The sequence below is a fragment of the Amycolatopsis sp. cmx-4-61 genome (genome assembly GCF_046548775.1).
In the GTDB taxonomy this organism is placed as follows: Bacteria; Actinomycetota; Actinomycetes; order Mycobacteriales; family Pseudonocardiaceae; genus Amycolatopsis.
On sequence record NZ_JAEBEI010000005.1, the window covers coordinates 216385 to 229469 of the forward strand.

A 13085-nucleotide genomic window follows, 5' to 3' on the forward strand; every position below is an offset into this window, starting at 1 on the left:
CGCCCGTAACGGAACGATCACAAGACGTATCAGTTTTTCTTCGGCCAGCGATCAACAACCACGTCGGCGCACTGTCCTTCCAGCCATGTCCGAAGCCAGTTCGCGCCGACCGATCAGCGACCTGAAGGGGACGGAGCACCGATGGCACGGCGTACCGGGATTCTCGTTCAAATGCAGCGGGACGCAGCCCGTCGCCAGCGGGAGAGGCAGCGGGCGGCGGCAACCTACGCACGCCAGCAAGCGCAAGCCCAGCGGGATGCACAACGGGCGGAGCGGGAAGCTCTCCGCACCCAGACCGTGGCTTTGCGATTGGCCGAACAGCATGCAAAGGCCGATGCCCGGGCGCGAGCCGACGCCATCAAGCAGCAGAAGCAAGCCCACCTCGAACTCCAGCAGGCGCGGGTGACCAGCCAGAACGCCGACCTCGAAGCCGAGGTGGCAGAGCTGGAACAGCTCCTCTCCGCGACACTCGAAGTAGACGACTTCATCGACCTCGAATCGCTGAAGCGCACCGCTGAGCACCCACCGTTCGCACCGGGAGCCGTCGGACGCGCCACACCGCCACCGCGGCTCGAGAGTGCACGTCAAGAACCTTCCTTCGACCAGTTCGCCCCGCCACCACCTACCGGAATGGCCAAGGTCTTCGGCAAGGGCAAGTACGATCGGGATGTCCTTGCGGCCCAGCAAAAGTTCTCTCACGCCCATGCTGCCTGGCATCAAGAGCTGGGCGCCGTACAGCAGCGCAACGCCGCTGCAGCACGTAAACACCAGCAGGCCGAGCATGCGCGCGGCGAGGCATTGAAGAAGGCCAAGGCCGCCTACGACGAACAATGTGCGGAACGGGAAAGCGAAGTCGCAGCACACAACGCGGACGTGGCCGCCCTGGCGGCTGCCTTCGCCCGGCGTGAACCTCAGGCAGTTCTCGAGTACTTCACGCTGGTCCTGGCCAATTCCGACTACCCGGAGAAGTTCCCCCAGCAGTACCGGCTCGCCTACATCCCCGAATCCACTCAGCTCGTCGTGGAGTACGAACTTCCGAATCTCACTTGCGTTCCGGCTGTGCGCGAGTACAAGTACGTCAAGTCCAAGGACGAGGTGACTTCGACCGCACGGCCGGTCCGTGAAATCAAGGCGCTGTACGGTTCCGTGGTCGCCCAGATCGCCCTTCGCACCCTTCACGAAATCTTCGAGGCCGACCGAGCCGGGCTCGTGGACACCGTCGTCTTCAACGGCATGGTCACCACCACCGACCCCGGGACGGGCAAGGAGGTGCGACCGTGCCTGGTCACTGTCCGTACCACCCGCGAGGTGTTCGCCGATCTCGACTTGGCCCTCGTGGAGCCGCTTGCCTGCCTGGAACGGCTGAACGCCTCGGTGTCCAAGCGGCCGAGCGACCTGGCCCCGGTGCGCCCGGTGCTGGAGTTCGACATGGTCGACAAGCGGTTCATCGAAGAAACCGATGTCCTATCGGGCCTCGACCAGCGACCGAACCTCATGGAGCTGACCCCCAGCGAGTTCGAAGCCCTCATCCAGAACTTGTTCAGCAGAATGGGACTCGACACCAAGCAGACCCGCCCGTCGCGGGATGGCGGCGTCGACTGCGTCGCGTTCGATCCGCGGCCCATCTTCGGCGGAAAGGTGGTGATCCAGGCCAAGCGGTACCGCAACACCGTCGATGTGTCGGCCGTTCGCGACCTTTTCGGGACAATGCAGAACGAGGGTGCGTCCAAAGGCATCCTCGTGACGACATCCGGTTACGGTCCGGCGAGCTACGACTTCGCCGCCGGGAAGCCGCTCGAGCTCATCGACGGTTCGAACCTGCTCTACCTTTTGACCGAGCACGCGGGCATGGAAGCGAAGATCGTGCCGCCGGAGGCATAGCGCAAAAAGACGCTCGCGAACCGGCCCGAAGCCGGTTCGCGAGCGTCGAGGAGAAAGCCCTACTTGTCCCGGCGGAAGAGCTTGTTGCCCAGCCACACGATCGGGTCGTACTTGCGGTCCGCGACGCGCTCCTTCATCGGGATCAGCGCGTTGTCCGTGATGTGGATGCCCTCCGGGCACACCTCGGAACAGCACTTCGTGATGTTGCAGTACCCGAGCCCGTGCTCGTCCTGGGCCGCGTCACGGCGGTCGGCGACGTCCAGCGGGTGCATCTCCAGCTCCGCGATCCGCATCAGGTACCGCGGCCCGGCGAAGGCTTCCTTGTTCTCCTCGTGGTCACGCACCACGTGGCAGGTGTTCTGGCACAGGAAGCACTCGATGCACTTGCGGAACTCCTGCGACCGCTCGACGTCGACCTGCTGCATCCGGTACTCGCCCGGCTTCAGGTCCGCCGGCGGCGTGAACGACGGGATTTCGCGCGCCTTCGTGTAGTTGAACGACACGTCGGTGACGAGGTCGCGGATCACCGGGAACGTCCGCATCGGCGTCACCGTGATCACCTCGTCCTCGGTGAACGTCGACATCCGCGTCATGCACAGCAGGCGCGGGCGGCCGTTGATCTCCGCCGAGCACGAGCCGCACTTGCCCGCCTTGCAGTTCCAGCGCACGGCGAGGTCCGCGGCCTGGGTCGCTTGCAGCCGGTGGATGATGTCGAGGACGACCTCGCCCTCGTTCACCTCCACCGTGAAGTCCTGCAGCTCGCCGCCGCCGGCGTCGCCGCGCCAGACCCGGAAACTCGCCTTGTAACTCATGCCTTGCTCCCCGGGTGGGTCTCGAGCTCCGCGTCGGTGTAGTACTTCCCGAGTTCGCCGAATTCGAACAGCTCCAGCAGGTCCTGCCGCAGCGGTTCCTGCGCCTTGACCTCGACGTCGATGTCCGGCACCACCGGATTGTCGCCCGGGGTGGCCGAGCATACGAGGAGCTTGTTGCGCCAGTCGGCTTCCATGCTCGGGAAGTCGTCGCGCGTGTGCCCGCCGCGGCTTTCGGTCCGCGTCAGCGCCGCCTTCGCGACGCACTCGCTGACCATCAGCATGTTGCGCAGGTCGATCGCGAGGTGCCAGCCGGGGTTGAACTGCCGGTGCCCCTCGACGGTGACGCGCAGGATCCGCTGCCGCAGCTCGGCCAGCTTCACCAGCGCCTGCTCGATCTCGCCCGCCTTGCGGATGATGCCGACCAGGTCGTTCATCGACTGCTGGAGTTCGGTGTGCAGGGTGTACGGGTTCTCCGCCGAAGCACCGGCGGGCGGGTCGAACGGCGCGAGCGCCATCGTCGCCGCGGCGTCCACATCGGACTCCTGCACCACCGGCCTGCCCTCGAGGCCCAGCACGTACTCGGCCGCGCCGAGCCCGGCCCGCCGGCCGAACACCAGCAGGTCGGACAGCGAGTTGCCGCCGAGCCGGTTGGAGCCGTGCATGCCGCCCGAGCACTCGCCGGCCGCGAACAGGCCGGGCACGCTCGCCGCCGCCGTGTCCGGGTCGACCTCGATGCCGCCCATGACGTAGTGGCAGGTCGGGCCCACCTCCATCGGCTCCGCGGTGATGTCGACGTCCGCCAGCTCCTTGAACTGGTGGTACATCGACGGCAGCCGCCGGCGGATCTCCTCGGCCGGCAGCCGGCTGGCGATGTCGAGGAAGACGCCGCCGTGCGGAGAGCCGCGCCCCTCCTTGACCTCGGAGTTGATCGCGCGGGCCACCTCGTCGCGGGGCAGCAGGTCCGGCGTGCGCCGGTTGTTGTCCGCGTCGGCGTACCAGCGGTCGGCTTCCTCTTCGCTTTCGGCGTACTGCCCCTTGAAGACGTCGGGCACGTACTCGAACATGAACCGCTTGCCGTCGGAGTTCTTCAGGACGCCGCCGTCGCCGCGCACGCCCTCGGTGACGAGGATGCCCTTGACGCTCGGCGGCCAGACCATCCCGGTCGGGTGGAACTGGACGAACTCCATGTTGATCAGCTTCGCGCCCGCCCGCAGGGCCAGCGCGTGGCCGTCCCCGGTGTACTCCCACGAGTTCGACGTCACCTTGAACGACTTGCCGATGCCGCCGGTGGCGAGCACGACCGCGGGCGCCTCGAAGAGGATGAACCGCCCGCTCTCGCGCCAGTAGCCGAACGCGCCGGCGATCCGGCCCTCGGTGGTGAGCAGCTCGGTGACCGTGCACTCGGCGAAGACCTTGATCTTCGCCTCGTAGTCCCCGGTCTCGGCGAAGTCCTCCTGCTGCAGCGAAACGATCTTCTGCTGCATCGTGCGGATGAGCTCCAGCCCGGTGCGGTCACCGACGTGCGCCAGCCGCGGGTACGTGTGCCCGCCGAAGTTGCGCTGGCTGATCCGGCCGTCGGCGGTGCGGTCGAAGAGCGCGCCGTAGGTCTCGAGCTCCCAGACGCGGTCCGGTGCCTCCTTGGCGTGCAGCTCGGCCATCCGCCAGTTGTTGAGGAACTTCCCGCCGCGCATGGTGTCGCGGAAGTGGACCTGCCAGTTGTCGTTCGAGTTCGCGTTGCCCATCGACGCCGCGCACCCGCCCTCGGCCATCACCGTGTGCGCCTTGCCGAACAGGGACTTGCACACGACCGCGACGCGGAAACCGCGTTCGCGGGCTTCGATCACGGCGCGCAGACCGGCGCCACCGGCACCGATCACCACCACGTCGTAGCTGTGCCGTTCGACCTCGGTCATGAAGGAATTCCACCTCGGAACTGGGGGACGTCAGGTTTTCGGGAACACTGCTGGGAGAAGGTGCGCTAGTTGACGAATCTCAGGTCCGAGATCGCGCCGCTCGCCACGAGCATGACGTAGAAGTCGGTCAGCACCAGCGTGCCGAGCGTCGTCCAGGCCAGCGTCATGTGGCGGGTGTTGAGCTTCGTGACCTGCGTCCAGATCCAGTAGCGCACCGGGTGCTTGGAGAAGTGCTTCAGCCGGCCGCCGGTCACGTGCCGGCAGGAGTGGCAGGAAAGCGTGTACGCCCAGAGCAGGATCACGTTGGCGAGCAGGATGAGGTTGCCCAGCCCGAACCCGAAGCCGCCGGTCTTGCCATGGAACGCCGTGATCGCGTCGTAGGTGTTGATGAGCGAGACGATCAGCGCGACGTAGAAGAAGTAGCGGTGGACGTTCTGGATGATCAGCGGCAGCCGCGTCTCGCCGGTGTACTTGGTGTGCGGTTCCGCGACGGCGCAGGCGGGCGGGGAGAACCACACCGACCGGTAGTACGCCTTGCGGTAGTAGTAGCAGGTCAGGCGGAACCCGAGCAGGAACGGCAGCACCACGAAGCCGAGCGGGATGAATCCGGGCAGGTCGCCGAACCAGTGGCCGAAGTGGCTCGAGCCTTCGACGCAGGAGGTGGACAGGCACGGCGAGTAGAACGGCGTCAGGTAGTGGTAGTCGGGCACCCAGTAGGCGGTGCGCACGAACGACCGGATCGTCGCGTAGACGAGGAACGCCGACAGTCCGAGCACGGTCAGCAGCGGCTGGAGCCACCACCGGTCCGTGCGGAGGGTGCGCTCGGCGATCCGGGCCCGCTTCGGGGCCCGGACGCCGGTGCCGACGCCGTTGTCAGCGGGAGCGCTCACCGCTGGTCGCGCTTGTAGCCGCCGACGCCTTCGTCATCGGCGCCGTGCCACAGCGCCGGGTCGTAGGGGGTGTCGGGGACGGGGACGCGTTCGGCGGCCTTCGCCTGGGCGGGCACCGCGAGCGGCACGCCGTCGAGGTCCGCGATGTCGATGTCGAGGCGCTCGACGTCGTTGGCGAGCCGGCGCACCGCCGACGCGTCGCCGTAGCGAGAGCGCAGTGCGCCGACGCACTGCCGGAGCTGGCCGATGGTTCGCCGCAGCTCGGCGATCTCGGAGGTGGACATCATGCCTCCCGTGTGGTGGGGCTGGCAGGGAACCGGCGAAGGCAACCTTCGAAGGCACTGCCGCGCGTCGTGCAGTGTGACAACTAGCACACTAACGGTTCCGAGGGTGATCGGGGTCACGCGGGTCGATCTTCTGAATCGATTTTGATTCGGCGTTTTCCCGAGGTAGTGTGGCCAGTGTCACGACCCAGAGGCGTCAGCGCTGCCGTCCCGCGGACCACCCCACCCAGTGATCCGGAGCCGGACATGAGCCCCGCCCCTGCCACCTCGCTGCACCCGGTCGTCGCCGAAGTCACCGCGCGGATCGCCGCGCGCAGCGCCGCCACCCGAACCGCCTACCTCGACCGCACGGCCGCAGCCTATGCCGAAGGCCCGGTGCGCCGCGGCCTCGCCTGCAGCAACCTCGCCCACGGCTTCGCCGCGATGGACGGCGTCGACAAGGAGGCGCTGCGAGCCGTGCGCGCTCCCGGCGTCGCGATCGTGTCGTCGTACAACGACCTGCTTTCGGCGCACCAGCCGATGCAGGAGTACCCGGCGTGGCTGAAGAAGTCCGTGCGCTCCGCCGGGGGTGTCGCCCAGTTCGCCGGCGGCGTGCCCGCGATGTGCGACGGCATCACGCAGGGCCGCGCGGGCATGGAGCTGTCGCTGTTCAGCCGCGAGGTCATCGCGATGTCGACGGCGATCGCGCTGTCGCACGACATGTTCGACGCGTCGCTGCTGCTGGGCGTCTGCGACAAGATCGTGCCGGGCCTGCTGATCGGCGCCCTCTCGTTCGGGCACCTGCCGGCCGTGCTGGTTCCCGCGGGGCCGATGAACTCCGGGCTGCCGAACAAGGAGAAGGCGCGCGTCCGGCAGCTCTACGCCGAGGGCCTGGCCACCCGCGAAGACCTCCTCGACGCCGAAGCGGCGTCCTACCACTCGGCCGGCACCTGCACCTTCTACGGCACGGCCAACTCGAACCAGATGGTCGTCGAGGTGATGGGCCTGCACCTGCCCGGCGCCAGCTTCGTCCAGCCGGGTTCTTCGTTGCGCCGCGCGCTGACCGAAGAGGCCGGGCGGCGCGTCGTGGCGATTTCGCGCGGCGAGGAGTACACGCCGGTCGCGCGGATCCTCGACGAGAAGGCGTTCGTCAACGGCGTCATCGCGCTGCTCGCCACCGGCGGGTCGACCAACCACACGATGCACCTGGTCGCCATCGCCGCGGCCGCGGGCATCCAGCTGACCTGGGACGACTTCTCCGACCTCTCGGCCGTCGTGCCGCTGCTGGCGCGGGTGTACCCGAACGGCAGCGCCGACATCAACCACTTCCACGCCGCCGGCGGCATCCAGTTCCTGGTCGGGACCCTGCTCGACGCCGGCTTGCTGCACGAAGACGTCCACACGGTGGCCGGGCTCGGGCTGCACCGCTACCGCGCCGAACCGATCCTGTCCGACGGCGAGCTGGTCTGGCGGGACGTGCCCACCCGCAGCCTCGACGAAGAGGTCCTGCGCCCGGCCTGGCGACCCTTCGCCGCGGACGGCGGCTTGCGGATGGTCAAGGGGAACCTCGGCCGCGCGGTGGTGAAGGTGTCCGCGGTGGCGCCCGAGCATCGCGTCGTCCAGGCGCCGGCACGGGTGTTCACCACGCAGGAGGACTTCACGGCCGCGTTCGAGGCCGGCGAACTGGACCGCGACGTCGTCGTGGTGATCCGGCAGCAGGGCCCGCGGGCCAACGGCATGCCGGAGCTGCACGGCCTGACCCCGGCTCTTGGTGTGTTGATGGACCGCGGGCACGCCGTGGCGTTGCTCACCGACGGCCGGATGTCGGGGGCGTCGGGCAAGATCCCGGCCGCGATCCAGGTGACGCCGGAAGCCGCGGCGGGCGGCCCGATCGCGCGCATCGCCGACGGCGACGTCATCCGGCTGGACGCGTCCGCGGGCAGCCTCGACGTGCTCGTCGGTGACGAAGAACTCGCCCGCCGTGCGCTTGTGGACTCGCCGCCGTCCGAAGCATCCTGGACCGGCACCGGCCGAGAGCTGTTCGCCGCGTTGCGCCGGGCGGTCGGCCCCGCCGACCAGGGCGCTTCGGTGTTCGGCGGCTTGACGCCGGAGCACTTCGGAATGCCCGCTTACGCAACCCAGGAGGTCGGTCAGTGACCACCGGTCAGGACCTGCTCGAGCTGTCCCCCGTGATGCCCGTCGTGGTGATCGACGACGCCGCCGACGCGGTGCCCACGGCCCGGGCCCTGCTCGCCGGCGGGATCGGGGTCATCGAGCTGACCCTGCGCACCCCCGCGGCGCTGTCGGCGATCGAGCGCGTCGCGGCCGAAGTGCCGGACATCGTCATCGGCGCCGGCACCGTGACCTCGCCGGACCAGGCGAAGCAGGCCGCCGACGCGGGCGCCAAGTTCCTCGTGACGCCAGGCAGCACGGACGCGGTCATCGACGCGTGCTTCGAGACCGGCCTGCCGTTCCTGCCCGGCGCGAGCACGGTGTCGGAGGCGATGCGGCTGGCCGAGCGCGGCTTGACGGCACTGAAGTTCTTCCCGGCGGAGGCGTCCGGCGGCGTCGCGTTCCTGAAGTCGATCGCGGGTCCGTTGCCTTCTCTGCGGTTCTGCCCCACCGGCGGGATCACCGTGGCCTCGGCGCCGTCCTACTTGGCGCTGCCGAACGTCGGCTGCATCGGCGGCTCGTGGCTGACGGCCTCGCTCGACCCCGCCACGATCGAGAAGCTGGCCGCGGAAGCCGCGACGCTGTAGCGGAGCCGATCGGGGTCGGCTTCCCGGGAGCACCGTTCCAGTGAGCCGGAACGGTGCTTCGAGCCGCTACCGCGTGACCCCGGCCGTCGACGGAGTCCATTGTGGACCATGTGGCGTGCGCGCCGGGCCGGCTCCGGAACCTGTCTGGCACAGCGCACCGTCACCCGGCGCTTGCCGGGCCGGACCGCCGAGGGCCGTCAGTCGATGACGGCGTCGTCGAGCAGGGTGGACTCCGCACCGTACGCGCGGAGTTCCTCCCTGATCACGGTGTAGGCCAGGCCTTGCGGGTAGCCCTTGCGTGCGAGGAAGCCCAGCAGCCGCCGCAGGGCGGTCTGTTCGTCGACGTTGCCGAGCGAGCCGAGGCGCTTGCGGACCAGTTCCCTGGCCATCTGCTCCTCGGACTCGCGGTCGACCTCGCCGGCCGCCTGCGCGGCAACCTCGCCGTCGACACCCTTGCGCCGCAGCTCGGCCACCAGCGCGGTGCGGGACAGGCCCTGGTTCGCGTGCCGGGATTTCACCCACAGCTCCGCGAACTCCGCGTCGTTGACCAACCCCGCCCGGTCGAGCTTGCCGAGCAGGGCCTCGCTGGTCTCCTCGTCGAACCCCTTGCGGTGCAGCGCCTGCCGCAGCTCTTCCTGGGTGCGCGGCCGGGCGGCCAGGAGGTCGAAGCAGATCTCCTTGGCCTTCTTGTACCGCTCCTCGGGAGGAAGCTCGGCCGGCGGCACCTTCGGCGCCCTCGCCACCTGGATCACTCCTCGTTCGTCACAACCGGATCACGCACCCCAGCCGCAGGTCACCACCCACCGCAACCCCGGCCGGGGGTCCAGGGGGCCTGGCCCCCTGGTGGGGTTTCCGGGGGTTCGACCCCGGAGAACACGGCGAAGGGATAAGGGCGAGCGCGTCCCGCGAGCACACCTCACCCAATCCCGCACCCCACCCCGATCAGAAGTCGACCGGCGCCGGGACCGCTTCGACGGCTTCCGCGTCGAGCTGCGGGCCGATGCCGAGCTTCTCCTTGATCCGCTTCTCGATCTCGTTGGCGATGTCCGGGTTGTCGCGCAGGAACCGGCGGGCGTTTTCCTTGCCCTGGCCGAGCTGGTCGCCCTCGTAGGTGTACCAGGCACCGGACTTGCGCAGGATGGACTGGTCGACACCCATGTCGATGAGCGAACCCTCGCGGGAGATGCCCTGGCCGTACAGGATGTCGAACTCGGCCTGCTTGAAGGGCGGGGCCACCTTGTTCTTGACGACCTTGACGCGGGTCCGGTTGCCGACCGCCTCGCCGCCGTCCTTCATCGTCTCGATGCGGCGCACGTCCAGGCGGACCGACGCGTAGAACTTCAGCGCCTTGCCACCGGTCGTCGTCTCCGGGGAGCCGAACATGACGCCGACCTTCTCGCGGAGCTGGTTGATGAAGATCGCCGTGGTGCCCGAGTTGGACAGCGCACCGGTGATCTTCCGCAGCGCCTGGCTCATCAGGCGGGCCTGGAGACCGACGTGCGAGTCACCCATCTCGCCCTCGATTTCGGCGCGCGGCACGAGCGCGGCGACGGAGTCGATGACGAGGATGTCGAGCGCGCCGGAGCGGATCAGCATGTCCGCGATCTCCAGCGCCTGCTCACCGGTGTCCGGCTGGGAGACGAGCAGCGCGTCGGTGTCGACGCCGAGGTTCTTCGCGTACTCCGGGTCGAGGGCGTGCTCCGCGTCGATGAAGGCCGCGATGCCGCCGGCGCGCTGCGCGTTCGCCACCGCGTGCAGGGCGACCGTCGTCTTACCGGAGGATTCCGGGCCGTAGATCTCGACGACCCGGCCGCGGGGCAGGCCGCCGATGCCGAGCGCGACGTCGAGGGCGATCGACCCGGTGGGGATCACGGCGATGGGCGGCCGGGTGTCCTCGCCGAGGCGCATGACCGAGCCCTTGCCGTACTGCTTGTCGATCTGCGCGAGCGCGAGCTCGAGCGCCTTGTCCTTGTCGGGTGCTGCAGGCATGGAAGTCCACCTCGCTGGTCGGAGCCCCGTCGAGGGCTCTCTGTGTCGGTTCTTCAGCTGTCCGGTCCGACGCTAGCGGCGGGGACCGACAATTCCAGGCGCGGCGCCCAATCTGTGGATCGCTGGACCCGATGTGGACAACACCTTAGACGAACACCTGTTCGAGGTCGGCAGCGACACACCCTTGCGGTAGGGTTTTCGCCCGCCCGGGTCAGGACCCGCGCGTATCCGCCCAGGTCAGCGCCGTTCGGCGGGGACGTCGAAGGCGTCGCAGACCTCGCGCCAGATCTCCTTGGCCGGGATTCCCGCGGTCAGCGCCTGGTCGACGGTGCGCCCGCCGAGGGCGCTCAGGACGTGGTCCCTGGCCAGCACCTGCGCCCGCCCGGGGCCGAACTCGTCGGCCATCAGCCGCCGGAAAACCGTGATCCGCATCGGACCTACTTTAACCGCAGGGCGCGAACGGCCCGTTCGCGCCGTCTACCGACCCGGCTGCACACTCGCCTCGAAGTAGTCGGCCAGCGTCCCCGGCGTGGTCGCCGCCGCCTGCTCGCTGGTGTTCAGCTGGTAGATGAACCCCGCCAGCGGCCGGTCCGACACGGTGAACACGAGCACCGCCGACGTCTTCCCCGCGGCCGAGGAGTAGTGCCCCTTGAGCCCGTTGCCGCCCCAGTCGGCCTCGGTGCGGTCGCCGCCGGCCGAGGCGAGCAGGCCGTCGGTGTACTGCTTGAGCGCCTCGGCGCTGTCGCCGTGGACGTACGTCACCTGCGTGCCCGCCCGGCCCGGCGCGGAGCAGGTCGACGAAGCCCCCAGGCTCTGCGCGGGCGCCGCCGGGCCGTTGCCCATGCCGGGCTTGCAGTCGCCGGTGTCGGCGATCTTCCCGGCGAGCTGGCGCAGGCAGCCGGTGAAGCCCTTGTCGTCGGCCTGCCCCGGCGTCTTGCACTGGTCCGCCGTGTAGGTCGGCACGGCGGACGACGACGTGAGGAAGAAGGTCAGCCCCGCGGCGAGCACCACGACGACCGCGACGGCGATGCCGATGAGCAGCTTCTTCTTCCCGCGCTTCGGCTCGGCCTGCTCCGGCGTGTACGCGGGGAAGTTCGACGGCACCGGCTGCGGGCCGCTCGGCGGGAAGTTCCCGTAGTACTGCGGAGACGGCGGCGGAGGCGGCGGCGCGTACTGCGGCCGGTGCGGCGGCGCACCCGCGGCCACCGCCCCCTCGACGTTCTGCGTGCGCACGGCCAGCCCGTCACGGGCCACGTGCTGCGCACCCAGCGCGACGGCCGTTTCCGGCTGGTCGAGGCTGCCCGGCACGACGCCGAGCTTCTCCGCGATCATCGTCCCGACCAGCGGCAGCCTGCTCGACCCGCCGACGAGGTAGATGCCGGCCAGCCGGTCCGGGGTCAGCCCCGACGACCGCAGCGTCCGCGACAGCAGTTCGACGCTGCGCAGCATCGCCGGCCGGACCAGGCCTTCCAGCTCACCGCGGGTGACGAGGACGTCCTTGAACGGCTCGGGCATCGGCACCTCGGTCTGCGGGTGCCGCGACAGCGCCTCCTTGGCCGCCTTGACGTCCTCCTGCAGCGCGCGCCGGGTGCGCCGGTCAGCCGTGGACTCCGGCCGCAGCAGCCGCTGCCAGCGCTGCGGGTCGGAGTGCGAAACCTCGCGCCCGACGTGCACCATCAGCGCCTGGTCGACGTCGAGGCCGCCGAGGTCGGGCAGGCCGTCCTCGGCGAGCACGGTGAACCCGTTCTGCGTGGCGCCGACGACCGCGACGTCGAAGGTACCCGCGCCGAGGTCGTAGACGGCGAGCGCCTGGCCGGGGGCGAGCGACTTGCCGGGGAAGGACGCGAAGTGCGCGGCGGCGGCGACCGGCTCGGGCACCAGCAGGATGTTCGGCCCCATGCCGGCGAGCCGGGCGGCGGCCACCAGCACGTTCCGGCGCGTCTGCCCCCACTGCGCGGGGTGGGTCAGCCGGACCTCGTCGGGCTGCTCGCCGCCGAGCTGGCGCGAGGTCTCCTCGAGCACGCGGCGCAGGATGGCGGCCAGCGCGTCGGCGACCGGGACGACGTCGGTGCCGAGCAGCAGGGTCTGCTCGTCGATGCGGCGCTTGGGGTTCGGCTCGAAGCGCGTCGGGTCGAGGCGGGCGCGGCGCTCGGCGTCGCGGCCGACCATGAGCGTGCCTTCTTCGGTGGCGAACACCGCCGACGGCATGTTGGCCGAGCCGTCCACCTCGACGACCCGGGGCGGCCTGCCGTGCGCCGAAAGCACGGCGACGGTGTTGGACGTCCCGAGGTCCACCGACAGGATCCGCACAGCACTCCCCTTCGCGAAAACACGCCCGACGGCGCCCGCGGTGATGCTGCCATGCGCGCGGTCACCGTGCGTGCGGACCCGGGAAAGTCACTGCGCCTTGACGCGGGTGGTGATCAAGGTGCACGATAGTTGCACAGTTCGGTCATTGAAGTTGATCGAACTGCGCATAATCGGAGCGATGAGGAACGCGAATACCCGGCACAGCTCGCCTTCACACACCGCTGCGGGCGGGCGAACTTTCGGGGCGGGAGCACCGTGTTGCGGGCAG

At 69.5% G+C, this 13085-nt stretch carries 11 protein-coding genes; 3 read left to right on the top strand and 8 right to left on the bottom strand.

Annotated features, from left to right (window positions below):
* The first annotated feature begins 171 nt into the window (after positions 1-171).
* Complete coding sequence (locus tag ACLJOU_RS17975) at positions 172-1881, top strand: restriction endonuclease (protein WP_410568738.1); 1710 nt, start codon at positions 172-174, stop codon at positions 1879-1881.
* Positions 1882-1940: 59 nt separating this feature from the next.
* On the opposite strand, the gene ACLJOU_RS17980 is transcribed toward ACLJOU_RS17975, so the two are convergent.
* From ACLJOU_RS17980 to ACLJOU_RS17995, 4 genes are all read right to left on the bottom strand, one after another.
* The gene (locus ACLJOU_RS17980; RefSeq protein ID WP_410568740.1) at positions 1941-2693 is read right to left on the bottom strand and encodes a succinate dehydrogenase/fumarate reductase iron-sulfur subunit; all 753 of its coding nucleotides are present in this window, start codon (positions 2691-2693) and stop codon (positions 1941-1943) included.
* Positions 2690-4606 carry a fumarate reductase/succinate dehydrogenase flavoprotein subunit gene (locus ACLJOU_RS17985; RefSeq protein WP_410568742.1) on the bottom strand — a complete coding sequence of 639 codons (1917 nt, stop codon included), beginning with the start codon at positions 4604-4606 and terminating at the stop codon, positions 2690-2692. The genes ACLJOU_RS17980 and ACLJOU_RS17985 overlap by 4 nt, the downstream gene beginning before the upstream one ends.
* A gap of 65 nt (positions 4607-4671) precedes the next feature.
* Positions 4672-5496 (bottom strand): hypothetical protein, encoded by an 825-nt coding sequence (locus ACLJOU_RS17990; protein ID WP_410568744.1) that lies wholly within the window; start codon positions 5494-5496, stop codon positions 4672-4674.
* Complete coding sequence (locus ACLJOU_RS17995) at positions 5493-5780, bottom strand: hypothetical protein (RefSeq protein WP_043783673.1); 288 nt, start codon at positions 5778-5780, stop codon at positions 5493-5495. The genes ACLJOU_RS17990 and ACLJOU_RS17995 overlap by 4 nt, the downstream gene beginning before the upstream one ends.
* A 246-nt stretch (positions 5781-6026) precedes the next feature.
* On the opposite strand from ACLJOU_RS17995, the gene edd reads away from it, so the two are divergent.
* Positions 6027-7916, top strand: coding sequence for a phosphogluconate dehydratase (edd, locus tag ACLJOU_RS18000; RefSeq protein ID WP_410568746.1), 1890 nt, complete (start codon positions 6027-6029; stop codon positions 7914-7916).
* Positions 7913-8518 carry a bifunctional 4-hydroxy-2-oxoglutarate aldolase/2-dehydro-3-deoxy-phosphogluconate aldolase gene (eda, locus tag ACLJOU_RS18005; protein ID WP_410568748.1) on the top strand — a complete coding sequence of 202 codons (606 nt, stop codon included), beginning with the start codon at positions 7913-7915 and terminating at the stop codon, positions 8516-8518. The genes edd and eda overlap by 4 nt, the downstream gene beginning before the upstream one ends.
* Before the next feature lie 197 nt (positions 8519-8715).
* Here the strand turns inward: eda and ACLJOU_RS18010 are convergent, their stop codons facing one another.
* The 4 genes from ACLJOU_RS18010 to ACLJOU_RS18025 form a co-directional block, all read right to left on the bottom strand.
* On the bottom strand, positions 8716-9243 hold the full coding sequence (locus tag ACLJOU_RS18010) for a regulatory protein RecX (protein ID WP_206792461.1): 528 nt from the start codon (positions 9241-9243) through the stop codon (positions 8716-8718).
* Positions 9244-9460: 217 nt separating this feature from the next.
* Positions 9461-10507: a recombinase RecA gene (recA, locus tag ACLJOU_RS18015; protein ID WP_410568750.1), complete on the bottom strand. Its 1047-nt coding sequence runs from the start codon at positions 10505-10507 to the stop codon at positions 9461-9463.
* A gap of 237 nt (positions 10508-10744) precedes the next feature.
* Positions 10745-10939, bottom strand: a complete 195-nt coding sequence (locus ACLJOU_RS18020; protein ID WP_247062976.1) for a DUF3046 domain-containing protein — start codon at positions 10937-10939, stop codon at positions 10745-10747.
* 45 nt (positions 10940-10984) lie between these two features.
* Complete coding sequence (locus tag ACLJOU_RS18025; protein ID WP_410568753.1) at positions 10985-12817, bottom strand: Hsp70 family protein; 1833 nt, start codon at positions 12815-12817, stop codon at positions 10985-10987.
* Positions 12818-13085: the final 268 nt, after the last annotated feature.

Bases quoted from the DNA above. Each gene is read 5' to 3' on its own strand.
- ACLJOU_RS17995 (WP_043783673.1), bottom strand. From the start codon at position 5,780: ATGTCCACCTCCGAGATCGCCGAGCTGCGGCGAACCATCGGCCAGCTC.
- edd (WP_410568746.1), top strand. From the start codon at position 6,027: ATGAGCCCCGCCCCTGCCACCTCGCTGCACCCGGTCGTCGCCGAAGTC.
- ACLJOU_RS17975 (WP_410568738.1), top strand. From the start codon at position 172: ATGCAGCGGGACGCAGCCCGTCGCCAGCGGGAGAGGCAGCGGGCGGCG.
- recA (WP_410568750.1), bottom strand. From the start codon at position 10,507: ATGCCTGCAGCACCCGACAAGGACAAGGCGCTCGAGCTCGCGCTCGCG.
- ACLJOU_RS17980 (WP_410568740.1), bottom strand. From the start codon at position 2,693: ATGAGTTACAAGGCGAGTTTCCGGGTCTGGCGCGGCGACGCCGGCGGC.
- ACLJOU_RS18020 (WP_247062976.1), bottom strand. From the start codon at position 10,939: ATGCGGATCACGGTTTTCCGGCGGCTGATGGCCGACGAGTTCGGCCCC.
- ACLJOU_RS17985 (WP_410568742.1), bottom strand. From the start codon at position 4,606: ATGACCGAGGTCGAACGGCACAGCTACGACGTGGTGGTGATCGGTGCC.